The sequence below is a fragment of the Blastocatellia bacterium genome, from assembly GCA_035275065.1.
Taxonomy (GTDB): Bacteria; Acidobacteriota; Blastocatellia; order UBA7656; family UBA7656; genus DATENM01.
On sequence record DATENM010000080.1, the window covers coordinates 25,451 to 51,151 of the forward strand.

Annotated in this window: 17 protein-coding genes and 1 tRNA gene; 11 read left to right on the forward strand and 7 right to left on the reverse strand. The window is 61.4% G+C overall.

The window, feature by feature from the left end:
• Together VJ464_18120 and alaS are read left to right on the forward strand one after the other, a co-directional pair.
• On the forward strand, window positions 1-753 hold the full coding sequence (locus VJ464_18120; protein ID HKQ07052.1) for a DUF4388 domain-containing protein: 753 nt from the start codon (window positions 1-3) through the stop codon (window positions 751-753).
• A gap of 131 nt (window positions 754-884) precedes the next feature.
• On the forward strand, window positions 885-3,575 hold the full coding sequence (gene alaS / locus VJ464_18125) for an alanine--tRNA ligase (protein HKQ07053.1): 2,691 nt from the start codon (window positions 885-887) through the stop codon (window positions 3,573-3,575).
• Window positions 3,576-3,627: 52 nt separating this feature from the next.
• On the opposite strand, the gene VJ464_18130 is transcribed toward alaS, so the two are convergent.
• The 4 genes from VJ464_18130 to VJ464_18145 form a co-directional block, all read right to left on the reverse strand.
• Window positions 3,628-3,951, reverse strand: a complete 324-nt coding sequence (locus VJ464_18130) for a hypothetical protein (GenBank protein HKQ07054.1) — start codon at window positions 3,949-3,951, stop codon at window positions 3,628-3,630.
• Window positions 3,952-4,008: 57 nt separating this feature from the next.
• A complete protein-coding gene (locus tag VJ464_18135) occupies window positions 4,009-4,860 on the reverse strand; it encodes a ribonuclease H-like domain-containing protein (protein HKQ07055.1) in 852 nt (283 codons plus the stop codon).
• Window positions 4,861-4,875: 15 nt separating this feature from the next.
• Window positions 4,876-5,436, reverse strand: coding sequence for a hypothetical protein (locus VJ464_18140; GenBank protein HKQ07056.1), 561 nt, complete (start codon window positions 5,434-5,436; stop codon window positions 4,876-4,878).
• 155 nt (window positions 5,437-5,591) lie between these two features.
• Entirely contained in the window at window positions 5,592-6,971 is a 1,380-nt protein-coding gene (locus VJ464_18145; protein HKQ07057.1) for an NADP-dependent isocitrate dehydrogenase, read from the reverse strand.
• Window positions 6,972-7,197: 226 nt separating this feature from the next.
• Between VJ464_18145 and VJ464_18150 the strand changes: the two genes are divergently transcribed.
• From VJ464_18150 to VJ464_18175, 6 genes are read left to right on the forward strand one after another with little or no spacing between them, the layout of a single operon-like run.
• Window positions 7,198-8,148, forward strand: coding sequence for an acetyl-CoA carboxylase carboxyltransferase subunit alpha (locus VJ464_18150; protein ID HKQ07058.1), 951 nt, complete (start codon window positions 7,198-7,200; stop codon window positions 8,146-8,148).
• A 41-nt stretch (window positions 8,149-8,189) separates the two neighbouring features.
• Window positions 8,190-9,884 (forward strand): M28 family peptidase, encoded by a 1,695-nt coding sequence (locus tag VJ464_18155; GenBank protein ID HKQ07059.1) that lies wholly within the window; start codon window positions 8,190-8,192, stop codon window positions 9,882-9,884.
• Between the two features lie 36 nt (window positions 9,885-9,920).
• A complete protein-coding gene (locus tag VJ464_18160; GenBank protein HKQ07060.1) occupies window positions 9,921-10,904 on the forward strand; it encodes a hypothetical protein in 984 nt (327 codons plus the stop codon).
• 14 nt (window positions 10,905-10,918) lie between these two features.
• Window positions 10,919-12,451: an aldehyde dehydrogenase family protein gene (locus VJ464_18165; GenBank protein HKQ07061.1), complete on the forward strand. Its 1,533-nt coding sequence runs from the start codon at window positions 10,919-10,921 to the stop codon at window positions 12,449-12,451.
• Between the two features lie 25 nt (window positions 12,452-12,476).
• Window positions 12,477-12,941, forward strand: coding sequence for a hypothetical protein (locus tag VJ464_18170; GenBank protein ID HKQ07062.1), 465 nt, complete (start codon window positions 12,477-12,479; stop codon window positions 12,939-12,941).
• Window position 12,942: 1 nt separating this feature from the next.
• Complete coding sequence (locus VJ464_18175) at window positions 12,943-13,071, forward strand: hypothetical protein (GenBank protein HKQ07063.1); 129 nt, start codon at window positions 12,943-12,945, stop codon at window positions 13,069-13,071.
• A 45-nt stretch (window positions 13,072-13,116) separates the two neighbouring features.
• On the opposite strand, the gene VJ464_18180 is transcribed toward VJ464_18175, so the two are convergent.
• A complete protein-coding gene (locus tag VJ464_18180) occupies window positions 13,117-15,480 on the reverse strand; it encodes a DUF3352 domain-containing protein (GenBank protein HKQ07064.1) in 2,364 nt (787 codons plus the stop codon).
• A 627-nt stretch (window positions 15,481-16,107) separates the two neighbouring features.
• On the opposite strand from VJ464_18180, the gene VJ464_18185 reads away from it, so the two are divergent.
• Window positions 16,108-16,190: transfer RNA gene (locus VJ464_18185), tRNA-Ser, on the forward strand.
• Between the two features lie 273 nt (window positions 16,191-16,463).
• On the opposite strand, the gene VJ464_18190 is transcribed toward VJ464_18185, so the two are convergent.
• Window positions 16,464-16,889 carry a BON domain-containing protein gene (locus VJ464_18190; GenBank protein ID HKQ07065.1) on the reverse strand — a complete coding sequence of 142 codons (426 nt, stop codon included), beginning with the start codon at window positions 16,887-16,889 and terminating at the stop codon, window positions 16,464-16,466.
• 13 nt (window positions 16,890-16,902) lie between these two features.
• Entirely contained in the window at window positions 16,903-19,869 is a 2,967-nt protein-coding gene (locus tag VJ464_18195) for a protein kinase (GenBank protein ID HKQ07066.1), read from the reverse strand.
• A 483-nt stretch (window positions 19,870-20,352) separates the two neighbouring features.
• Here VJ464_18195 and VJ464_18200 point away from each other — a divergent pair, with 483 nt between their 5' ends.
• Together VJ464_18200 and VJ464_18205 are read left to right on the forward strand one after the other, a co-directional pair.
• A complete protein-coding gene (locus tag VJ464_18200; protein HKQ07067.1) occupies window positions 20,353-23,373 on the forward strand; it encodes a M14 family zinc carboxypeptidase in 3,021 nt (1,006 codons plus the stop codon).
• 267 nt (window positions 23,374-23,640) lie between these two features.
• Window positions 23,641-25,701 (forward strand): alpha-L-arabinofuranosidase (locus tag VJ464_18205; protein ID HKQ07068.1); only part of this gene is annotated, 2,061 nt, incomplete at its 3' end.

Genomic DNA, 25,701 nt, shown 5'->3' on the forward strand with positions numbered 1-25,701 from the left:
ATGAATCTTGGGAAAGAGCGGCGCGAAGCTAAGCGCATCAGCTACATCTGCGAGGTCGAGTGCGAGGGCGCGGGGATCAGCCGCATGGCCACGCGCATCACCGATCTCAGCATCACCGGGGCGTTCATCGATTCGATGATCAACTACGCGCCCGGCACCCAACTGACGCTCAAGTTTCGTGTCAAAGACCAGCTCATAGAAACCGAGGGGGTCGTGCGCTATAGCCTGCGACAGATGGGCATGGGCGTGCAGTTTGTCAATGTGCGGCCCGAGCATCTCGCCCTGCTCGAACATCTGATCGAGGGCAAACCGCTCGCGCCGCCTGCGCCGCCTGCGCCCCCACCAGTCGCCGTAGCGCCGCCTGCGCCCGCGCCGGCCGCCGTAGCGCCGCCTGCGCCCGCCGCTCCCGCGCAGTACATGTTGACCGGCAACTTCGCCATCGTCAGCCTGTTTGACGTCATCCAGATCATCGAGAACAATCACCTGACCGGCGCGCTGGTCATCGCCTCGGTGGTCGCCGCCGGCGAGATTCATTTCAACGATGGCCGGATCGTCGGCGCGCAATTGCCCGGCGCGGTCGGCCAGGATGCGCTCATCAAATTCCTCGACGTCACCGAAGGCAGCTTCACTTTCAACAAATCCGAGACCGAATACCCGCGCACCATCCAGGCCGGCAGCAACATGGGGCTGATGCTCGACCTGTTGCGCATCAAGGACGAAGAAGCCGCCTTCTCTTCGCTCTCCGACTCGTAATCCATCCCGCCTAAAACCAGTTGCCGGGCCATCGGCTGTCGCGCCGGCGGTGCGTCAGCGCGAGGCGCAATGGGAACTGCCTTGCGCGTTTGCTATAATCTGGTTTTCGACTTTCATTAAAGAAGACGACTATGATGACCGGACAAGAGATCAGACAGAAATTCCTCGATTATTTTGCGGCGCGCGGCCATCGCGTCGTGCGCAGCTCGCCCTTGCTGCCTGCCAATGACCCGACGTTGTTATTCACGAACGCCGGCATGAACCAGTTCAAGGACGTTTTTCTCGGCCTTGAGCCGCGCGATTACAAGCGCGCCGCGTCGTCGCAGAAGTGCGTGCGCGCCGGCGGCAAGCATAACGACCTTGACGAAGTGGGCCGCACGTCGCGGCATCACACTTTCTTCGAGATGCTCGGCAATTTCTCGTTCGGCGATTACTTTAAGAAAGAAGCCATCTATTTCGCCTGGGACTTGCTGGTCAACGAGTTCAAGCTCGACCCGCAACGCCTGTGGTTTTCGGTCTTCGAGGGCGACGCGGAAGTCTCTGCCGACGAAGAGGCCGTGCGCTACTGGGAACAGGTCGGCGCGCCCAGCGAGCGCATCCTGCGCTTTGGCCGCAAAGATAACTTCTGGCAGATGGGCGAGACCGGGCCGTGCGGGCCATGCTCGGAGATTCATTACTACCAGGGGCCGCACCCGGAAGACCCCGAGCACAACCGCCCCGAACTGGTCAACGGCGTCGGCGACACGACGATGGAGATATGGAACCTCGTCTTCATGCAGTTCAATCGCTCGAAGGTCGGCGACAAGTACGAGTTGACGCCGCTGCCCGCGCCTTCGGTTGATACGGGCATGGGGCTTGAGCGCGTCACGGCAGTGATTCAGGGGGTCGCCTCGAATTACGACACCGACCTGATCCGGCCTATCATTGACGTCATCGCCGGGCTCTGTGGCAAGGATTACGTTTACGATTCGGAAGAGGGCTTTGCCATGCGCGTGCTGGCCGACCACGCGCGGACGACGGCGTTTGCGATTGCCGACGGCATCGCGCCCGGCAATGTCGGACGTAATTACGTGCTGCGCAAAATCATGCGGCGGGCGATCTATCACGGCGCGAAAGGGCTGGGTTTGAAGTCGCCGTTCTTCGATAAGGTCGCCGGCTTCGTCGTTGATTTCATGGGCGAGGCGTATCCCGAATTGATCGCCTCGCGCAACCTGATCGAGCAGACGGTGCGCGGCGAAGAGACACGCTTCAGCCGCATCCTGACCATCGGTGAGCCGCGGCTTGTCGAGCTATTCGAGCGTTACACGCCGGCCGCGCCGCCGATGATGGAGCTGGCGCGCACCTATGACACCTATGGCGTGCCGCGCGACTTGATCCGCGTCGTGTTGGGCCAGCACGGCGTCGAGATGGAAGAAGACGCGTTCAACGAGCAGTTCGACGCGGCGCTCGGCGAGCTGCAACAACAGAGCGGTGCTTCGATGGCCGACCATTCGGCGGCGCGTCGCGCCAAAGAGATTTACGCCACGGTCACCGAAGCGTTGCCGCGCACGGAATTCACCGGCTACAAGGAGACTGAAACCGCCGCCCGCGTCCTGGCCATCGTCATCGGCGACAATAGCCCATCGTCGCTCGTCGCAGGCCAGACCGGCGAAATCATTTTCGACCGCACGCCGTTTTATTCGGAAGCCGGCGGCCAGGTCGGCGACACCGGCGTCCTGGAAAACGAAAACGTGCTGGCGACCGTCGAAGACACTTACTCGGTCACGAGCGGCTACACCCTGCACAAGACCAGAGTGGAGCACGGCGAACTGAGCGTCGGCGACTTGCTGACGGCGCGCGTTGACGCCGAGCGCCGCCGCCGCATCAAGGCCAATCACACGGGCACGCACCTCTTGCACGCCGCCTTGCGCGAAGTGCTGGGCCCGCACGTCAAGCAGGCCGGATCGTTGGTCGCGCCTGACCGCTTGCGCTTCGACTTCACGCACTACGCGCCGCTTAGCGAAGACGAGATCGGCGAGATCGAGCGGCTGGTAAACTACGAAGTCTTGCACAACCGCGACGTCGAGACCGATGTCAAGCCGTTTGAAGAAGCGGTGGCGTCGGGGGCGATGGCGCTCTTTGGCGAGAAGTATGGCGCGGAGGTGCGCGTCGTCAGTGTGCCTGGTTTTTCGACAGAGCTTTGCGGCGGCACGCACGTTCATGCAACCGGTGACATCGGCCCGTTCAAGATCACCAGCGACGCTTCGATTGCGGCAGGCGTCCGCCGTCTGGAAGCGATCACGGCTGACGCGGCGGTGGCGCGCTTGCAAACCGACGAGCAGATCATCAAGCAGGTGAGCGACCGCTTGAAAGCGCGGGCCGAAGAGATTCCGGCGCAGGTTGATAAGCTGGTCGAGCAGGTGCGGCGCTACGAGCGCGAGCTTGAGCAATTAAAGTTAAAGGTGGCGCAATCGGAGGCCGCGCAGGCGGTCGAAGCGGCGCGCGAGGTCGGCGGCGTCAAAGTGCTGGCGCGTCGCGTCAACGATCTGGACGCCAACGCCCTGCGCCAGTTGGCCGACGTGCTGTCGCAAAAGCTCAAGAGCGGCGTCGTCGTCTTGGGCCAGGCCAATAACGGCAAGGCGGCGCTGGTGGCGCGCGTCACTGATGATTTGACGAAACGCTTGAACGCCGGGCAGATCATTCGCGAGATTGCGGCGCTGGTCGGCGGCAAAGGCGGCGGCAAAGCCGACATGGCTACGGGCGGCGGCTCGGAGCCTGAGAAGCTCGACGCCGCGCTCGACGCCAGCTATGACGCCATCGAACGCATGCTGGCTGGAAAGTGATGCAAGGGAAGTGACGCGCCTTCGCGCGGCGCGTCACGCTTTGATTGCGGCGCTACGAATGGTTTGAGATGTGACCTTCCACGACGCGGATGAGGGCGTTCAAGTTTTCGCGCGTGGTCTTCTGATCCTCAACCAGCTTCTCGATCTGTTCGGTGTTCAGCCGCGCCACCTGAATCAGCCCCGCGATGGCTTCCTGAATGCCGCGCATTCGCTCATCGAAATGATCCTGCCGCTCATCGACCTGTTTCTGTCGCTTATCGAAACGATCCTGCCGTTCCGTCATTTGCGTGAGGATTTCGTTCATGCGCGCCTGGTTCTCAATGATGGTGGCCATCGCATTATTGAACCGCTTTTCGAAGTCCGGGTCGTAGCTCATGCCGCCTATTATCCGCCACGTTGTTGACGCGGACAAGGAGAATAATATGTGCCCGAATTAGCGCCAGCCGTAGTAGCTGAACGCGGTGTTGTGCTTGAGCCGTTGAATCGTCTCGGAGTCGGCTTTGAAGGGAATTGCCGGCAGCCCAGGCGCGGCGATCTGATGGCTCTGATAGAAAGGCGTTTCGCGCAGCTTCAGGTTGTACGCCTTGACCAGCAGGGCTTCAAGGTTGACCACGTCTGTGGCGTTGTAGGCGAGCAAGGTTTCGAGCGCGCGGGTGTCTTTCGTGCGCTTGAATTCATTCCACAACAACACGGCGAAGAAGCCGTCCACATCGGCCAGCTCTTTGCGATCAAGCCCGAGTTGGCGCTCGCAGCCCTTCAAGCCGCCTTTGTAGCCGAGACTCCTCAGCACATACATCAGGTCAATGTGCGCGTGGCGCATCCGCGTACGAAAAAAGCGCTCGATGAAGGGCACGTCGAATGACTTGCCGTTGTAAGTCACCACGGTGGCGTACTCCTGAATGTCGCGCTTAAAGTCGTCGAGGTTATCGCCCTGCACGTAATGGCGAATGCGGCGGCCATCGTAAATCACAATCGTCGTGATCGAATCGCCATAACCGAGGCCGGTGGTTTCGATGTCAAGGTAGGCGATGGTGTGGCGGAATTCGGGGAACAGTCGCCAGTGCTGATTGGCTTTCAGCGACGCCGCGAAGTGATGCGGGTTATTACTTTCAAGATGCAGCAGCGATTCCCACAGGTGCTCAGAAAAGGCCGCGGCGGCGCGGCCCGGCAAGGCGGCCGGCTCCGTATTCAGAGCCGTGTCCCAGCAGTCAATGCCCGATAACCAGAGACGCTGCTCGGCCATTGGGCTGATGCCGGGGATATGACAGAAGGTGTTTTTCAGCATACGTCGCGTTGGCTATCAGCTTCTGCCGAGCAATCGCGCAAAGAATCCGCTCTTCGGCGTGTTGGGATTTTGCTTCGCCTGATTGCGGACATGAAAATCCGCGTCTTGCGCGAGCACTTTCAGCAGCGCCGATGGCGTTTGCTCGTTATTCGCCACGCTCCAGCGCACATAATTGACCGCGTCGCGCGCGAGCTTTTCAAGGCTCGCAGCCGGTGCGCTCAGGTTGCCCGCGACTGCCATGCGCACCGCGGATAACGTGTCATCGGCTAATCTTTCTAAACTGCTGGCCGGCGTCCGCGGGTTATCGGCGACTGCTTCTCTGACGTTGCCGTCGGTGTCCGTCGCCAGCGCTTCGAGCAGATCAGCGGCTTTCGTTGCCGCCGCGACCGCCGCTCTGGCGCTCGGGCAATGCCGGGCGAGCAATAAAAGGTCTTCGGCTTCTATCGCCTTCGCCCAGGTCTTCTCAAGGTGAAGGTCATAGAGCCCCTGAGCGATCTCTGCCCGATGCTCGGTGACAAACTTGATGCATTCGTCCGCGTCGGCGGGCGTGACTTTCTGCTTCTCTGGCTCAGCCATATTTTTACAGCTTACTTGTTTGAATGGATATGGGTGAGGGCACCATCACAAGGCAAAAGACAAAAGTAAAAAGTAAAAAAATGTCGGAACGCGTAATCCCTTCTCCACTTTTGCCTTTTGCCTTTTTACTTTTGCCTTCGCGCGCAGCGCGTGGCTTACATATTCTCGATGATGGCCGAAGCGAACTCGCTGGTCTTCAGTTTCGTCGCGCCCGCCATCTGCCGGTGCAAATCGTAAGTCACGCGCTTCTGCTGAATGGTCTTCGTCAGCGCCTCAACGATTTTCTCGCTCGCCTCGCGCCAGCCCATGTGCTCGAACATCATGACGCCCGACAGAATCACCGACGACGGGTTGACCATGTCGAGGTCGGCGTACTTCGGCGCGGTGCCGTGCGTCGCCTCAAAGACGGCGGCGTTGTCGCCGATATTGGCTCCCGGAGCCATTCCCAGGCCACCGACCTGCGCCGCCGCGGCGTCCGACAGGTAATCGCCGTTGAGGTTCGGGGTTGCCAGAATCGAATACTCGTCGGGGCGGATTAAGATCTGTTGGAAGATCGAATCGGCGATGCGGTCTTTGATCAACAGCTTCTTCTGCCATTCACCGTTGCCGTGCGTCGCCCAGATTGCGGCCATCGTCTGCTTGATCTCTTCGACGACGGCGGCGCGCTGATTCTCGCTCATCTGATCGAATCCCGGCTCGATCATGCGGGCGTTCTCTTCGTCGCTGATGTCGGCGTTCTGCTCGCGGTTGCCCAAAATCCAGGTCTCGCGCTCGGTGATGATCTGGCTGCGGAACTCGTCTTTCGCCAGCTCGTAGCCCCAGTCGCGGAACGCCCCTTCGGTGAACTTCATGATGTTGCCTTTATGCACCAGGGTCACCGACGGCTTGTTGAAATCGAGCGCGTACTTGATGGCACGGCGCACCAGCCGTTTCGTCCCGGTCGGCGAGATCGGCTTAATGCCGATGCCGCTGTCCGGGCGCACCTTGAAGCCGTACTGCGTGTTCAACAGCGAGATAATCTCTTGCGCGCGCTCGCTGCCGGAAACAAATTCGACGCCGGCGTAAACGTCTTCGGTGTTTTCGCGGAAGATGACCACGTCTACTTTTTCAGGGTGACGCACCGGCGACGGCACGCCGTCGAAGTAGCGCACGGGCCGCACGCAGGCGTAGAGGTCTAGCACCTGCCGCAAGGTGACGTTAAGACTGCGGATGCCGCCGCCTACAGGTGTTGTCAGCGGCCCTTTGATGGCGACAACGAATTCGGCAATCGCCTTGACGGAATCCTCAGTCAGCCACTCGCCAAAGGTGTTGAAGGCTTTTTCGCCGGCAAAGATTTCGTACCAGGCGATGCGGCGCTTGCCGCCGTAAGCGCGCTCGACCGCCGCATCAAAGACCTGGCGCGACGCCGCCCAGATGTCGCGGCCTGTGCCGTCGCCTTCGATGAACGGAATGATGGGTTGATCGGGGACGCGGAGCTGTGCCCCTTCGACGGTAATCTTTTGACCATCGGCGGGAACTTCTATACCATTGAACATCGCCATAGATGATGACCTCCTGAGTTATGAGCCGTAAGAATTACTCGCGGTCGCAATGTAGCAATCGCGAACAAGGAGTGTCAAGATAAGGAGAAGTCGGGGAGCAGGAGTCAGAAGTCAGAAGTCAGAAGTCAGAATGAACAAGGAAGGCGGCAACAGCCGCGGCTTTTATTCTGACTCCTGACTCCTGACTCCTGACTCCTGACCACCTGATTCCCGTTTTCCAATGACTGACGAGACCAAGCAGCCCGTGGCCGGCGACGAAGAGGCGATTGCCGAGATTCATCGCCGCATACAGGAATCCGAGGCGGCCAATCTAACGGCGGACGCCATCACCCTGGACGCATGGGATCGCGTCAAGCTGGCGCGCCATGCCAGCCGGCCATATACGCTCGATTACATCGAGGCGCTGTTTACCGACTTCACCGAAATTCATGGCGACCGGCGCTTCGGCGACGACCCGGCGCTAGTCACGGGCTTTGCGCGCTTTCACGGCGACCCTTGCGTTGTCGTCGGTCATCAGAAAGGCCGCACCACCAAGCAGCGCCAGCAGCGCAACTTTGGCATGCCCAAGCCCGAAGGCTATCGCAAGGCGCTGCGGGTGATGAAGATCGCCGAGAAATTCCGCCGCCCCATCTTTGCCTTCATTGACACGCCGGGCGCTTATCCGGGCATTGACGCCGAAGAGCGCGGCCAGGCCGAGGCCATCGCTTACAACCTGCGCGAGATGGCGCGGCTGCGCGTGCCGGTCATCGTCACGGTGACGGGCGAAGGCGGTTCGGGCGGCGCGCTGGCCATCGGCGTCGGCGATCAAGTCATGATGCTGGAGAATGCGATCTATTCGGTGATCTCGCCGGAATCCTGCTCGGCCATTCTATGGCGCGATCAGGATCACGCGCAGGAGGCGGCGCGGGCTTTGCGATTGACTGCCCCCGACCTGTTGCAGTTCGGCTTGATTGATCGCATCATCGCCGAGCCGGCGGGCGGCGCACACGCCGACCCCGAAGCCATGAGCGCGACGCTTGACGAGGCGCTCGGCGAAGCCCTGGCCACGGTCAGCGATTTATCAATCGAAGAGCGGCTGCGCTTGCGCTACGACAAGTTTCGCAAGATGGGCGATTTTGAAGACCAAAAGGCGAAAGATCGCGCCGCGAAGGCGGAAGTGCTGGAGTGGTAGCTCTGCCCCTTTCGCATATCGTTGTTCGGAGGACGCATCAGATGAAGCCATTTTCTTTCGCCCGCTCGTCAGGGCGGACGCTGGTCGCGGCGCTCGTGGTCATCCAGCTCAGCGCGCCGCTTGCTATCGCGCAAAGCGCTGCCGCAAAGGCCGCGCCCCCGTTGTCCGCGGCAGAGCGCGAAGCCGCCTCGCATGTCAAAGCCGACACCATCCGCCAGGTGACCGTGGCGCTCACGGCCAAAGAGATGCAAGGGCGCGGCACAGGCCAGCCCGGCGCCGACCGCGCCGCCGAATACATCGCTCATCAGTTCGCCCTTCTCGGACTTCGCCCGCTCGGCGATCAAGGCGAAGGCAAGCCGGGCTTTCTTCAAGCCATCAAGTTCAAGGCCGAGCAGGTGCAGCCCGAAACGTCCTTTAAGGCCGGCGACGTCAGCCTGAAATATAAAGACGACTTCATCGTCGCGCCGCCGCTGCCGCAGGAAGCGAGCAAAGACGCGAGCGGCGCGCTCACCTTTATCGGCTACGGCGTGGCGTCGCCCGACATCAAGCGCGACGATCTGGCGGGCATGGATGTCAAAGGGAAGATCGTCGTCGTGCTGGACGGCAAGCCTGACAACGTCGACGCCGCGGCCTGGGCGAAGGCTGCCAACCAGCAGACGCGGTTCGGCCGGCTGATCGGCGCGGGTGCCGCCGGGTTCGTCATTGTCTATGCCCCCGCGCGCGCGACGCAGCCGTTCAACCTTGTGGCGACTTATCTGTCGCGCCGCCGCGTCGCGCTGGCCGATGCGCCGGCCTTCCCCATCAAAGTTCCGCCCCTTCTTTTAATCAGCGACGCCGCGGCAGAGAAGCTCTTTGCCGGAACGGGCGCGAGCTTTGCTGAATTGAAGGCGAAAGCGGCGCGCGGGGAATTCGTTTCGCGCGACCTGAATAAGCCGGCGGCCATCGCTGTGCGCCTCAAGCGCGAAGAGGCGACGAGCAGCAACGTCGTCGGCGTGATGGAAGGCGCGGATGCAGCGCTCAAGAGCGAAGCGGTCGTCTACTCGGCGCACTACGACGCCTATGGCGTAGACGCGGACGGCACCATCTACCCCGGCGCGGCGGATAACGCCCTCGGCGTCGGCAAGCTGATGGCCGTCGCCGAAGCCTTTGCAAAGGCCAAGGCGAAGCCGCGCCGTTCGATCATCTTTCTTGCGGTAACCGGCGAAGAGTATGGCTTGCTCGGCGCCGAGCACTGGGTGAAGCACCCGACGTGGCCGCTCGAAAAGGTCGCCGCCAATATCAACTATGACGGCATCGGCACAGAGGTCTGGGGCGAGCTGCATTACCTGGTCAACTACGGCTTCGACCATTCCGATCTGGGGAAGACCGTCGCCGAGGTCGCTGCCGTGACCGGCGCTGAGATCATCGCCGACCCGTTCCCCGACGAAGGCGTCTTTTATCGCTCGGATCATTACGCCTTCTTCAAGCGCGGCGTGCCGGGCCTTTACTTGATCAGCGCGCCCGCCGGCGATCAAGCGGCATTCGGGGCGCGGGCGATGAAGTGGCTGGTCTCCGATTATCACATGGCGACCGACACGATTCAGAAAGACTGGAACTGGAAAGGCGCACAGCAACTGTCGGTCATCGGTCTGCTGACCGGCCTGCGCGTGGCGAATCAGGAGGCGATGCCGGCATGGCTGCCCAGCTCGCCTTACAACCGCCCGCGCGGCACACAGCTACCGCCGCCGCGCCCGTAAGCGAGTTCACTAATCAATTCATTCACGAGGAGCAAAATGAAAGATTGGATTAAAGTGGTTGCGGTTACGTTTGCCATCTTGCTGGCTTCGGTGAGCGCCCCGGCGCAATCCGGCGGCGTATCGCTCAGGCCCATACTGAAACCGGGGCAGGAAGCGCGCTACCGCCTGATCGCCGAGGTCAATACTGAGATCACGGCGGCTGGCGCGAATGGCATCAGCGGCACACAGAGCCGCGAGCTGAACGCCACCGTGTTGCTGCGTGCTGGCGTCGCCGCCCCGCAACTCGCCACTCAGTCGGCGGGCGCTCAATCGGCGACCGCGGGCCACGGCTCGCCCTACACGCGGGAGACGCTCACCTCAGACGCCGGCGCGGCGGCGGGCGATCTGGTCTATTACGAAGCCGTCATCGAGATGCTCGACGCGCGCTTAAAGGTCAACGGCGCCGAGACCTCCGGGGTTTTTCAGAACGGCGTCGGCAAGAAGATCGAATTCGCGCTGGATTCAAACAACCGCGTCGTGAAGTGTGCCATCCCTGTCGAAGCGGCGAAGGCCGGGCTGGCCGAGCTGCTCTTCAGCATGCTCGATTGGGCACCCGCGGCGGCGGTCGAAGTCGGGCAGAGCTGGGGGAATAGTTCCGGCGTCGAATCCGCGGGTAACTATGGCTACATTTCGGCAGCCGCCCTGTCGGATGTGCCGAAGTCCGCGCAAGCCGTCTACAAGTTGTCGGCGGTCAATGGCGGGCAGGCGGTAATTGAAGGCGCGCTGGCGCTGCGTCAGGAAGGCGCGACACGGCTGGCCATTCCCGCCGCACAAATCGAAGTCAATCTCAGCGGCGCGGGCGACGGCACGACGCGCATCGACTACGACGTGGCCGGCAACCGCATCGCGTCTGCCGTGTCTGAAAGCCTGTTGAAAGGCCGCGTCGTCAACGTCCAGCCGACGCGCCCCGGCGAGCCGATGCAGCCGCGTGAAGGCGCGCTCGTCGAGACGGCGAAGTTCTCGATCAAGCTGCTGCCGTAGCCGAGGAATCGTTGATGACTGCAAAACTCCCCATGACCATCACGCGCGCGGCAGAGATCGTCTCGCTCAACCCGGCGACGCTCGAAGAACTGGCGCGCTTTCCTATCGCCACGGCGGACGAGGTCAATGCGGCAGTGGCGCGGGCGCGCGCCGCACAGCCCGCATGGGCGGCGCTCTCGTGTCGCAACCGCGCCCGCTACATTTTGAAAGTGCGCCGCGCCCTCTACGACCGCAAGGAAGAGGTCTGCCGCATCATCTCCGACGAAACCGGCAAGCCGGAATTCGAGGCGCTGACTACCGAAGTCTTCATGGTCAGCGACCTGATGAGCCACTTTGCCATGAAGTCCGAGAAGCTGCTGCGCCACAAACGCTTCACGCTGGCGGTCTTTCGCAACAAGCGGTCGCTGATTTCGCGCGAGCCGCTCGGCGTCGTCGGCGTCATCAGCCCGTGGAATTTTCCTTTCTCGATTCCGGTTGGCGAGATCGTCATGGCGTTGATGGCCGGTAACACCGTTGTGCTCAAGCCGTCCGAGCATACGCCGCTGGTCGGCGACGCGATCAAACGGCTCTTTGCGGCGGCGGGCTTTCCCGAAGGCGTGCTCGAAGTCGTGCAGGGCGATGGCACGACGGGCGCGGCGCTGGTCGAAGCGGCGGTGGATAAAATCTTTTTCACCGGCTCGGTCAGCACAGGCCGTAAGATCGCCGAAGCGGCAGCGCGCCGCTTGCTGCCGGTGGTGCTGGAAATGGGCGGCAAAGACCCGATGATTGTTTGCGACGACGCGCCGTTTGAGCGAACGGTGAAGGGCGCGGTCTGGGGCGCGTTCATGAACTGCGGCCAGGTCTGCGCGTCGGTCGAGCGGCTCTACGTCGTCGAGCCTTTGGCCGAGCGCTTCATCGCCGCTGTCGTTGATGAAGTGAAGCGGCTGCGGCTGGGGCGTCCCACGTCGGACTGTTCAACCGATGTCGGCCCGCTGACCAACGAGCAGCAGTTGAATACGGTCATCGAGCATGTCGGCGATGCGGTGGCGCGCGGCGCGCGGGTGCTAGCCGGCGGGCGGCGGCGTGAAGACCTCGGCGGCTACTTCTTCGAGCCGACCGTGCTGGTCGACGTCGATCAGACCATGAAGGTGATGAGCGAAGAGACCTTCGGGCCGGTCTTGCCGATCAAGGTGGTGAAAGACGAAGAAGAGGCCATCCGCGAAGCCAACTCGACGCGCTATGGCTTGCTGGCGTCGGTGTGGACAGCGGATAACGAGAAAGGCCGCCGCCTGGCGCGCCGCATCGAAGCCGGCACGGTGATTATCAACGATGCCATCTACACGCATGGCGCGGCGCGCACGCCGTGGTTCGGCGTCAAAGAGAGCGGCCTCGGTGTGACTCACGGCGACGCCGGGCTGTTTGAGTTCACGCGGCTGAAGCACGTCAACTGGGACCTGCTGCCGCTGAAGAGCGACTGGTGGTGGTTCCCCTACACGCCCGCCTGGGAGCAGCGCTTCAAGTCGCTGATGAAGCTGCTCTACCGGCTGGGCCTGCGCAAGATCGCCTGAGCGAAAGCCGCGAGCGGGCAGCGCGATGCTTGATCTGTACGACGAATTCAAAGCCATCATCGGCGCGCTGAGCCAGCGTCAGATCGATTACGCGGTGTGCGGCGGGCTTGCGATGGCCGTGTATGGCCTGGCGCGCGCCACCGTTGATATTGACCTGCTGATCGTTGGAGATGACTTCGAGCGCGTCAAAGTCGCTGTGCAACCACTCGGCTACGTGATTGAAGCGCAGCCGATGATGTTTGCCAGAGGCGCAGTCGAGATTCGTCGCCTGTCGAAGATCGATCCAGATTCTGGCGATCTGCTGATGCTCGATTGCTTGCTCGTCACCCCACAAATCGAAAACGCCTGGGATTCTCGCACTGAGCGCGCATGGGAAGCCGGCACGTTGCGCGTTGTATCGCGCGGCGGGTTGATTGCGCTAAAATCATTGAGGGCGAGTGCGCAGGACATCGAAGACATTGAGCGATTGAAGGACGACGATGAAAGTTGATATGTCAGCGAAAGCCGTGACCGCACGTTTGAAACGGGTTTCGCAATTGCGCCGGTTGTGCCTGTCGCTTGCCCGGGCGAAGCCGATCAACCCGCCGGCAAAGCCGAACGAAAAAGCCCCGGCGCGCTGACTGCCACGCCGGGGCTTTCGTAATACCTTTTACAGAAAAGCCGCTTCAATAAATTTGTTTGGAACTGGTCGGCGGGTCGGCGCTCGAAGCCGCCTTGCCTTGATGATCGCCGGCGCGAACGACGCCGCCCTGATCCAGGTAAAACGACAGCCGCCCGCTCTTTCCGTACTCTAGCGGCATCATCATCGCTTCATAGCCGCCCGCCGCAGCCGTCATCTCGAACTTGTAACCGTAGCGCTCGATCATGTCTCTCGCCATGGTCAGGCCCTGCAATCGCTCTTTGTCTTCTGCCCCTTGCTGGTCGGCCATCATTTCGTCCAGGGTGGCATAGCGGCCATGTTGCTTTTTGTAGAGCTTCTCCTGTTCTTTAATCGAATCTAGAAAGCTCCTGGCGACAAACTCATTGCGCGGGATGCGCGTAGCCAGCTCCGTTGCGGCAATCTCGGCGAAAAAGCGCATGAGCAGACGCCGCGGGATGCGCAACTCGTATTGCCCGCCGACGCCCTCGGCGCTCGCCGCATAGGTGATCGGCTCTGGATCGAAGCGATAGCGCGCCAGGAATTCTTTCACCGCTTCGTTCTTCATCAGCTCATTTCTTTGCGCGGGGTCGGGGAACAGTCCTTTCAACACCGCCGCCGAAACGTAGACCTGCGCCACCATGCCGCGCGGCTGCCACTGCGTATAGCTTTGAAAATCGCGACTGGCCGCGAGCGTCGCGTTGTTGGCGCGGGCTTCAAGCGCCTGGCGGATGCTCGCCGCGTTTGTCGCCATCAGCAGATAGTTGTTGACGAAAGCATAAGCCAGATTGCCGTAGCTGGTGATCTCGTTGTCGCCGACCTTTTCCGTCGTCGCCTTCGCCTCGGTGAGCCGCACGCCGACCGTTTCGAGCAGCGGGCGCAGCTTTGACACGAGCGCTTCGCGGTCGCGCACGGCGATGAGCATCAGCGGCTGAGTTGTCGCCGCGCGTGGGTTGACCGGCACGCGAGCGAGCGGCGTGTTGCCCAGATAATTGACCGGCACACTCATGGCGATTTCGTTGCCGAGCGTCGCCGCCAGCACGTCCGCGAGGCTCGCATGGTTAGCTTTCTCAAAGGCGGCACGGCGCGTTTCGAAATCCGCCGCGGGGTGAGCGGGCGCGGCGCGGCTAGCTGTTGCGGCGGGCGCCGTCCGCATTTGCTCGATCACCAGATCGTAAAGGCGCGGCCAGTCGAGCGACGCCACGACAAAAATGCCGGTGTCGGCAGGAAGGTAGCTGGCGGCTTCAGACGACAATGCCGGGCCACAAACCGGCAGCGACAGAAACGGCACAGGGCCAATTGCCGCGCCCGGCTCGCCGATCAACAACGCACGCGCCACCAGCGCGTCGTTTTCGAGTGTCAGCGCCACCGCCAGAGCGTCATTATGTTGCACCTGCCCGCTGCCGGGTAACACGAGGTTGAACAGGCTGCCGAGCAGGTCTTGCTCGGCGCGCGGCGGCTGATTGGCGGCTTGCGGGAGGGGAACGGGTGTCACTGTCTTGCTGTTGCGGGCGGCGGGCGCTTGCGCCGGCAACCGGGGCGTTGTGGTATGAGATGCCTGCGAGGTCGCGGCGGCGGGCGGCGGCTCGACTTGCGGCCTGGCGACCGCTAGCTCTTCTCGCGCTGAATTTGTATTTGGCGTTAGGGCTGCCAGTGCGGCTTCTCTGCGGCGCTCGCTGAGTGCGATGTCGTAATAAATGAACAGGGGCTCGCTGGAGAGGTGATCGCGGGCAGCACGGAAATTGATGTCACCGCTCATCCGCCGGTCACTCTTGCCATGCAGTCCCTTGAAGGTGAATGAGACGTTTGACAGGACGACCAGTTTACCGGCGCGCCGAATGACCGAGGGCGTCGTTGATGGATGATCGGTTGAGTCGGCGCCGCTCGCCTGACCTGGGCTGCTCTTACGCGCCGCCGGGGCGAGCGGTGCCATGCTCTCTTGCACCTTCGCCACAAACGTTTCCGCCTCGTCTTCGGATTCCAACTCGAAGGCGAGCAGCGTGCTCGGCAGCGATGTATCTGTCGGGTTGAGCGCGAACATGACCCGTGAGCGTTGCAGGCGGTCGGCGTTATCTATCACCAGCCGCACCAGCTTGAATTCTACCGCTCCACCCATCTGTTCCAGCAGGGGCGAGATCGGCTCAAAGGTTTCGCGAAAATCCGCCGCGCGCAATAGGGCACCGATGTTGCGCGCTTCGATATAGAGCGTGTAGCCGTCCGCCGGCAGCAGTGTGTCGAAGGTTACGCCCTCATCGTCGTCATCATCTTGTTGAATGGCGACGGCGGGCAGCGGCGCGGGGCAGGCATGGCGCGGCGCCGCCAACGGCGCGGTGGCAAGACAGCCGGCCAGTAGCAGGGCCAGCAAGAGCTTGAGAAGGGCGGCAATCTTCATGCGAGTTCTCCTGTGTCGAGCAGGTCGAATCGGCGTTCGGTCGCGCGAATCATAACACAGCGATTACAAGGCCAGAAGCGCAAACGCCCGGCTGCCCCCCGGTCACGAACGGGCAGGCCGTGCGCCCCGCGACCGGCCTTGTGGTCGCCGGGCGCTTGGATGTTGGTTGCGCCTGACGGTTGCTTCGCCTCGCCGCTGGCTCCGCAGATGGCATCGGCCCGGCTAAGTTAAAGTAACTTCTCAGGGAAACAGGCAATCTCACTGAGTGTTGAGGGGGGGTGGTTAAGAAAAGCTAGCTTATTTTTTTGCAAGTCAGCAAAACCAGAGTTGAATAACGGGAATAAATGATACTTTATTTTGCTTTCGCAAAAAGAGTGATTCTCTAGGGTATGGACGTTTGATATAGTCGCGCCAACTCGGCAACCATGAGGGAATTTGGATTGTGGCTGTCAAATAACCTCCTCTTCTTCTCTGGTTGAGGGACACAACCATTGAAGGGACGCAGAACGACCGAAGGCCAACTCGCCCGAGTGACCCTTCGGTCATTTTTTTGCCTGGGCGACGGTCGCCAACGCTTACCTTGAAATCAGCCGCCGGCCTCACCTATACTCTCCGCGTGATCGATTGGGAGGGGTAGCCTAACGGTAAGGCAGCGGTCTTGAAAACCGCCGAGCTAAAAACTCTTGCAGGTTCGAATCCTGTCCCCTCCGCTCTTCTTCAGCCGACGAGTTGACCTGCCGCTGTCTCTTAAACCAATTAATGGCAGAAACTGCCATTAATTGGTTATGCTTCTTGCGCCGTCAATCGCTGGCATGGCCCATCCGCCCGAGCAACAGTGTCTGAGTGCCTGACCACACTTCCAGGTCGCCGCCACTGCGCGTGAAGATCAACGCCGGCATGCCGCCCATCAAATGCTACCTGCCACACACCGACTCGCCGCCTCATCCAATCGCCAGCGGACAACACGCCGGGGCGGCTCTCGATTAGTAAATGATATTACACTGTGAAGTCCGGTCAATGCAGATGTCGCCGCAAAGCTTCTGCCCCGGCGCGCAGCCGCCGACCAACGTTTGGGTGGTCAGGCGGATGTCCACCTTGGTCACGCAGCCCAGCTCGTGGGCGTATCTTTCGAGCGTGGCGCGGGCGTCCGCGCTGGACACGCGACCCTCCAGCGTCAAGACGCGGTCTCTGATATTGACGTTGATGTGCCTGCGCTGTTCGTCGAACTGGCGGTCTGCCCTGACTCGTCTCTTAAAGTCTCTGGTCAGGCGGCGGTCGCTTACCTTGGCGCAGTCCTGCGGCCCGGGCGTCTGCGACTTTGAGGTGCAGGACGCGAACAGGCCGGCAGCAAATAACAGCGCCAGCGAAAGCCCCAGGACCGTTCTTTCAGCATTAGATCGATTCAGCATTCCTGTTCTCCTCTCACTGGAAGTTGGCAATCATCGCCAGCAAACTGCGCCTGGACTGCTTGCCGAAGTAGATCGTCCGCCCGTCAGGCGACCATGACAGGCTGGAAAAGTAGAGATTCGGGTCGCCATTGGCAGACAGCTTTTTCGCCGGGCCGCCGGCAGCGGGCATCACCCACAGGTTGTCTTTGTCTTCGCGGCGGGCCGCAAACGCGACACTCTTTTTATCCGCTGACAGGCGAATGTTGTACGGGTAGACGGACTCTAACTCGCTAACCGGGCGCGGCTGGCCGCTCTCTGTCGAGACGCTCACCAGGCTGACCGCTTTTGGCGAGCCGCTGCCGCTCTTGCCTTTGAGCGTCACCAGGAGCAGTTCTTTGTCGGTCGCCGACCAGCCGAGCAGGCGCAGGTAGGTGTTCGATTGGAAGACCATCCGGGTGTTTCTGGTGTCGAGGTCAATGACCCAGACGCCATAGACCGCCTGACCATCAGCCGAGATGCCGTCTGGCCTGGTCGAATAAGCCACCCGCTTGCCATCCGCCGACCAGAGCGGGCAACCGATAAACAGGTTCGCGTCGGTGTTGGCGGTAAGCGCCTGGTCGCTCGCGCCATCGGCGGAAACCAGCCAGAGGTTGCGCTGCCCGCTGCGGGCCGAACAGTAAACGATCTGCCGGCTGTCGGGCGACCAGCGGAAGTTGCTCTCCTGAACGCGGTTGTATGGCAGCAAGGTGAACTCGACCGACGGCAGCCCGTCAGCCGTCAGTTGTTTTTCGACGCCGCCAGTCGCGCCCACCGTCCAGAGGTTATAAGTCGGGCCGGTGGCGCGCATGAAAGCGAGCTGTTTGCCGTCGGGCGACCACGTCGGCAGGAAACCGGGCGCGGCAAGCTGGGATGGCCGCGCCCGCGCGTCTGTGGGTTTGGTGAGGATCGCGCCGTCGAAGAGCTTATCGCCCTGACTCAAATTCCTCACCGATTGGTAGGCGAGCTGCTTGCCATCGGGCGAGACATCGGGCCATAGCTCACAGCCGATGTCGGCGGCGAAGGCGGTTTCTTCGGCGCGCTCGATGCTGGCCGCCCAGACGTCCGACTCCTCTTTGGAGGAGCCGTAGAGGACCCGTGTGCCATCGGCGGATACATCGAGCACGAAGCTGTCCGTGTCAGTAAATGTAATCTGCGACACTTTGCCGCTGTCGAGGTAAGCGGCGAATATCTGAAAAATGCCGTCTACCCTGGCGCTGTAGAGGACGCGGCGGCCATCGGGGTGCCAGACGGTGCCGCGGTGCTCGACCCGGTCGTGAGTCAGTTGCAGGGCAGGGCCGCCGCGCACAGGCATCGCCCAGACGCTCGTCTGACCCTCGACGTCGGCGCTGATGTAAGCGAGGCGCTGTTCGTCCGGCGAGATACTGATGTTGTAGACGCTGGACTTCAGGGCGTTGAAATCAGTCACCGGCCTGACCTCTGCCGAGCCCGTGTCGAGTGCGAAGAGGTTCTGGTTCGACTCGAAATAAAGCGTGCCGGTCTTTGACCAGAAGATCAGCCTGGCGTCGCCCTGGCCGCTGGCCAGCGTTCTGATCAGCGTTTCCGTGCCGCCGAGCGCTGGGATGCGCCAGATGCCATTTCGCGCGCCGCGGGCGGAGAAGAAAGCGATCTCGTCGCCCGAAGGCGACCAGACCGGGTTGGTGTTGAACTCGTCATGAGTGATCTGCACGGTGTTTCCGGTCGCCGTCTTCTTCAGCCAAAGGTTGCACTTGCCCTCTCTGCTGGAGGCGAAGGCGATCTCTCGGCCATCGGGGGAGAACGCGCCTGTGCTCTCAGGTTCGCCGGGGGCGCTCTGCCAGGTGAAGACTTCGATGGTTTTCAGCGCCGCGGCTGGACTTTTGCGACCGGCGACAAACCACCAGATGACGGCGGCGGCTAGCAGCAGCAGCGGCACGATGATCAGCGCATGGCGCAGAGAGAAGCGCCGCCGCGCCACGGTCAGGCTGGTCGTCGGTGGTATGTGTGCGCCGGTGAGCGGCGCGACCACTTCGGCAGTTGTGTGGCCCGCGCGGGCGCTTGACTCGATCTCCTGCTGCAAGCTCTGGAGGTCAATGAGCAAGTCCTGAGTGGTTTGATAGCGCCGCTCGCGATCCTTGCGCAGCGTCTTGGCGACGATGCGCTGCAATTCGGCGGGCGCTTCGGGCAGATGCGCGGCCAGCGGCGGCGGCTCCGTGGTCAGCACAGCGGCGATCACATCGCTCGGCGTAGCGCCGCCGAACGGCGCGCGCTGGGTGAGCATTTCGTAGAGCACGGCTCCCAGGCTGAAGATGTCCGTGCGCGCGTCCAAGGCCATGCCGCGCGCCTGCTCCGGCGACATGTAATGCAGCGTGCCGAGGACGATGCCGGACGCGGTCGCCCCGATGTCAAGCGTCGGCGCGGTGGTGTCGAGCCCGGCACCGGGCGCGGCGATCAGCTTGGCCAGCCCGAAGTCGAGGACTTTCACCAGCCCGTCACGCCGCACCATGATGTTTTCGGGCTTGATATCGCGGTGGATGATGCCCGCCTGGTGCGCGGCGACCAGGGCGGCAGCGGCTTGCGCGGCGATGCGCAGGGCTTCGGTGACTTCGAGCCTGCTGTCGCGCAAGAGCTGGCGCAAGGTCTGGCCTTCGATGTATTCGGTGACAATGTAATGCGTGCCGCTTTCGTGCTGGCCGAACTCATAAACGGTCAAGATGTTCGGATGGTTAAGGGCGCTGGCGGCGCGGGCCTCTTTGGCCAGGCGGCGCAACGGCTCTTCGCGTTGGTTGACCTCGTCGGCGAGCAGCTTGATGGCGACCTTGCGCCCGAGCCGTTCGTCGTGCGCCAGGTAAACCTCACCCATGCCGCCCGCGCCGAGCCGCGAGAGGATTTCGTAACTTCCAAGCCTTGTACCGGCAGCCCTCGTCATATTCAGCGTGCAGAAGGTGTTGGCGCTGTCTTGTGCCTCGCAACCGGAAACTTGCATTGCGAGTGGTAACCGAGGTGCGTTAAGAACTGAAGAGATTAAAAATGCAATCGGCGATGGCCCGTCGCCGCGCCTACCTTTGCGTTACCCTTGCCCTGTCATCGCCGGACCCTGCGTGCCGCGCCGTTGAAGATAGGTCGTCTGCTTCGCGGGCTCATCATAATACGACTTTCAGGCGGGCGCAAATTTTTCTTTCTCCGCCGCCGACGCCAAGCCGACGGATGAAAGAAGCGGGCCGCAAAATGATCGGGCGCGGCGGGAAGATTTTTCGAATTTTTTGTAACCGGCGAATGTCGCCCGCGGTATTCACCGTCAGGCGGGCGCGCTCGTGACCGTGCTTCCACTGGCGCGGACGCGAGCACGCTCGGCCAGATTCTCCAAAAAGATGAATTATGGAGGCCCAGTGTTGACTTAGCGCCTGCCTTCAGTTCTTATAATTCATCAACCATCGCTCATAATTCATCATTTTTAACGGAGGGCAAAATGAACCGAGGACGCTTGTTTGCACCCAGGCCGGAGGTTGCGGTGGCGCTCGCCTGCGCTTTGCTGTTCGGCGTTGCTGCCGCCAGAGGTTTGGCGGCCCAGAAGAAAGAAAAGGCCAGGGCGGGTTCCGCCTCGCGCGTGAACGAAGAATACACGGCGAAAATAAAAGAGTTCACGACGGAAAAATACTTCCTGACGGAGCTTGTTGACCACCTGCCGGCGTCAGACAAAGTGCCTTCGCCCGACAAGGTTCTCGGCTACGTCGTAGGCACGCCCAACAAGCTCACCTACACGAAGGATATGTATCGCTACTACCGCGAGCTTGAAAAAGCCACGCCCCGCGTGCGCACTTTCACCGCCTCGGAGCGGAGCGAGGCGGGCAAGGAGCAGATGCTCGTGGTCGTGAGCGACGAATCGAACCTCGCCCGCCTGGACCGCTACAAAGAGGTCACGGCGAAGCTGGCCGACCCGCGCCGCATCAATGACGCGGAAGCGCAAGCCTTGATCGCGGAGGGCAAGGTGTTTTACTGGGCGTCAGGCTCGATACATTCGCCCGAAACCGGGTCGTGTGAAATGCTGATGGAGCTGGCCTACCGGTTGGCGGTCGAGGACTCGCCTTTCATCGAAGCCATTCGCAAAAACGTCATAGTGATGATTACGCCCGCGCTCGAAGTGGATGGCCGGGACAACGCGGTTGATCAATACAACTACCGCAAGGCTAACCCGAACAAGCAAGCGCCGCCGCTGCTTTACTGGGGCAAGTACGTCGCGCACGACAACAACCGCGACGGGCTGGGGATGGCCCTGGCGCTGACGCGCAATCAGATGAAGACGTTTCTCGAATACCACCCGACCATACTGCACGACCTGCACGAGTCGGTCCCGTTCCTCTACACCTCGACCGGCACGGGGCCGTATAACGCGTGGCTCGACCCGCTCGTCATTGACGAGTGGCACGTGCTGGCTTATCACGAGATCGAAGAGATGACCAAGCGCGGGGTGCCGGGGGTGTGGACGCACGGGTTCTATGATGGCTGGGCACCGAACTACATGTTTTACGTCGCGAACGGCCACAACGCCATCGGGCGATTCTATGAAACGTACGGCGGGACGGGCGCGGATACGTCCACCCGCAACGTCGGGGCGCAATCGCAGCGCGACTGGTTCCGCCCGAACCCGCCGCTGCCGTGGGTGAAGTGGTCCATACGAAACAACATCAACATGCAGCAGTCCGCGATACTGTTCGCGATCAACTACGTCGCCAGTCAAAAAAACCGCTTCCTGAATAACTTCTACATCAAGAGCAAACGTTCAATCGCGAAGGCCGCGAATGAAGGCCCGGCGGCTTACGTCATACCGGGCGACACGCCGCGCCCCGTCGAAGCGGCGGACATGGTGAACCTGCTTCGGTTGATGGGGGTCGAGGTCCAAACGGCGACTAAAGAATTCTCCGTCGGCTCGCAGAAGTACCCGGCAGGCTCGTACATCGTCCGCATGGATCAGCCTTACTCGCGCATGGCTGATATGCTGATGGACACGCAGTATTACAACGTGAACGACCCCCGCCCGTACGACGACACGGGCTGGACTCTGGGCGCGCTCCGAAACGTGAAGACTGTTCGCGTGACCGACAAGGGCGTGCTCGAAGCGGGGATGGTGCTGCTTACGAGCGACGCGAAAGTGACGGGCCGCGTCACGGGATCGGCTCCCGCAGCCGCATTCATCATCAATCACAACACGGACAACACGCTCGCGACGCTTCGCTTCAAGCTCAAAGACATCAAAGTGCTCGCCGCCGAAGACCCGTTCAAAGTCGGCGATCAACCCTTCAACGCAGGCTCGTTCATCATCAAAACCGAAGGCGTCTCTGCCGACGCGCGGCAGAAACTCGAATCGGCGGTCGCGGAGCTTGGGCTGACGGCGGTCGCGGTTGACAAGCTGCCCGAAGTGAAGACGCATGAAACGGCGGTCCCGCGCATAGCCATAGTTCACACGTGGACCAACACCCAAAACGAAGGCTGGTTCCGCATCGAGTTTGACCGCTTGCAGATTCCTTACTCGTATATTTCGGACCACACCATACGAGACACGACTGACCTGAAGTCGCGTTACGACGTGATCATCTTCCCGCCCGTGGGCGGCACGGCTCAAACGATAGTCAACGGCACGCCTAAGCGCGGCGACCCCATCCCGTGGCAGCAATCCGACATAACGCCGAACTTCGGATTGACGCCGGATCAAACGGCTGACATACGCGGCGGGATGGAGCTGCGCGGCGTGATGAACTTGCAAAAGTTCATCGAAGACGGCGGGCTGTTCATCACCATCACGAATATTTCGCAGATACCGATTGATTACGGCATCACTACGGGCGTGACGATTGAGCAGTCCAGGCAACTGCAAGCGCGCGGCTCTATTTACAACGCGACCTTTGCCGACCGCAAAAGCCCCATCGCTTATGGCTACGGCGACTCATTGGCCGTCTACTTCAACCAAGCGCCGTTGTTTAACGTGAGCGCGATACCGGGCTTCGGCGGAGGCGGAGGAGGCGGTTTCGGTGGTGGAGGCGGGGCCGCGCCGGGCCAGCGCCCGTCCGGTCGCGGCACTTTGAGCGACCCTGACATCGTTCAATCAATGCCGCAGGCGGGCCAGCGCCCGCAACAGCAAACGAGGCCCGGCGAAGAGGGAATCCCCGAAGAGGTTCGCCAGTTCGCCGGAGCGATGATCCCGCCGCTTAACATGAGGCCGCGCGTTGTCTTGCGGTTCAATTCGAGCGAAAAAGATTTGCTCGTGAGCGGAATGCTCGCCGGCGGGTCGGAGCTTGCGGGCAAGCCCGCCGTAGTTGACATACCCGTAGGCCGTGGCCATGTCGTGATGTTTGCTACCAATCCGATGTGGCGGCATCAAACGCAGGGCAGCTTCTTTTTGCTGTTCAACGCGGCGTTGAATTACAACAACCTCGGCGCGGGTCGCCCCGAACAGCCCGCCCGCCCGCAACAAGCCGCTACGGGCGAAAATTAGGAGTTAATCGCTTCGCGATAATGAACGAAAGGGCGAGGTCAATTCGGTCTCGCCCTTTGATATTGCAGTTGACTATTGGGCAGCCTATTTTCTGAAGTCGGGGCTGTAGGCTTGCTCTCAAACCGGCCCTAGTTGAAAGAATTAAATTCTCTTCTCGGTCAATACTTCTTTTGCTAAGATACGCCTGTATCTCTCACCTCACCTGAAATCTCTTGCCCCCCTCGAATAACTCGCCCGTTTGTATTAAGCCGCCGAGGAGTCAATCGAATGCGCCGGGGATTCATACACTGCTTCGTCCTTTTATCTCTGCTGTGCGTGCTGTCGCGACCGGCCCGCGCACAGGCGGACCTCGTCATCTATAGCGATTCGCTCGGCGCTGGCTGGCAAGACTGGTCCTGGTGCGCGCGCGATTTCAACTCGACCGACTACGTTCATAGCGGCGCGAAGAGCGTCAAGGTTACTTACACCGCCGGGTGGCAGGGCTTTTACCTGCGCCACGCGAATTTAGACGACTCCGCCTATACCGATCTCGTCTTCTGGATCAACGGAGGCACGGCTAATAATCGTAACGTCACGGTCGCGGCGCAGGTCAACGACACGTCGCAACCGAGCGTGCCGCTCAACACGTACGTAGCGGGCGGGTCGGTCGCCGCCAACGCATGGCGCAAAGTCACCATTCCGCTCTCGGCGCTTCACGCCGCGAACAATCCGAATTTCAACGGCTTCTGGCTTCAGGACGGGAGCGGCGGCGCGCAGGCGGCTTTCTACGTTGACGACATCAGTCTTACCGCAGCGCCTCCGCCCGCTCAAATCTCGGTGAACGTTGACGCGAATAATGTCAAACGCGCAGTTGACGCTCGACTGTTCGGCGTTGCGGGTGCCGTGTGGGACGCGGCGTTCAACACCCCCGCGACGATCTCGCTTTTGAGCGCGAACAACACGAAAGTGTCTCGATTTCCCGGCGGCTCGCTATCGAATAGCTACCACTGGCAAATCAACATGACTGACGGCAACCCCTTTCAATGGGCGACCAACTTCGACGCTTTCGCAAACGTAGTCCGCGCCACGGGCGCGCAGGCGTTCGTCACGACGAACTATGGCAGCGGCACCGCTCAGGAAGCGGCTGACTGGGTGCGTTACTCGAACGTAACGAAACTCTATGGGTTCAAGTACTGGGAAGTCGGTAATGAAAATTATGGAAGCTGGGAGAACGACTCTCACGCACGGCCCCACGACCCTTACACTTACGCGTTCGCCGCGCGCGATTACATCAACGCGATGAAAGCCGTTGATCCGACGATCAAAGTCGGCGTCGTAGCCGTGCCGGGCGAGGACTCTTACGCCAACTACGCGGACCACACGGTCGTGAACCCGCGCACGGGGCAGTCGCATAACGGTTGGACTCCGGTGATGCTTGCTACGCTCAAATCGTTAGGGGTCGCGCCCGATTTCATCGTTCATCACAAGTACGATCAAGGGCCGGGAGGGGAAGACGACGCGTGGCTCTTGCAGTCGGCGAGGAGCTGGGCGGCGGACGCCGCGAACCTGCGCCAGCAGTTGAACGATTACCTCGGCGCGCAGGCGGTCGGCGTGGAGCTTGTCTGCACGGAGAATAATTCCGTAAGCAGCCGGCCCGGCAAACAGACGACGAGCCTCGTCAACGGGCTGTTCTACGCGGAGAGCTTCGGGCAGATTCTTCAAACCGAATTCAACACGCTGATGTGGTGGATTCTGCGCAACGGTCAGGAGACGGGCAATAACAACAGCCCGTCGCTTTACGGGTGGCGGTTGTACGGGGACTACGGAATGGTCTCCGGGCAAAGCAACCCTTACCCGACTTATTACATGAGCAAGCTCATCTCCCGCTTCGCCGGGGGCGGCGACTCGGTCGTGTCCGCTACGAGCAACTACAACCTCCTTTCCGCTTACGGCGTGAAGCGGAGCGACGGCGGCTTGACGCTGCTGTTGATCAATAAGAGCGCCACCACTTCTCTGAGCGCGAGCATCAATCTGGCAGGCTTCGCCCCGCAATCGAGCGCGACCGTTTATTCATACGGCGTCGCGCAGGACGAAGCCGCGCGCACCGGGGCAGGCTCGCCGGACGTGGCCGCGAGCAATTTCGCGGGCGCGGCGGCGAGCTTTGTTTACGCGGTAGCGCCTTACTCCGCCGCCGTGATCTCACTGGCCCCTGCGGCCTGCCCTGCGGCCATCTCGCCCGCCGATCAATTCTTCCCGCTCGGCGGCGGCGACGGGCAGGTCAGCGTGATTGCGCCGTCGAGTTGCAATTGGACTGCCGTAAGCAACGACAGTTGGATAGTAATCACTTCG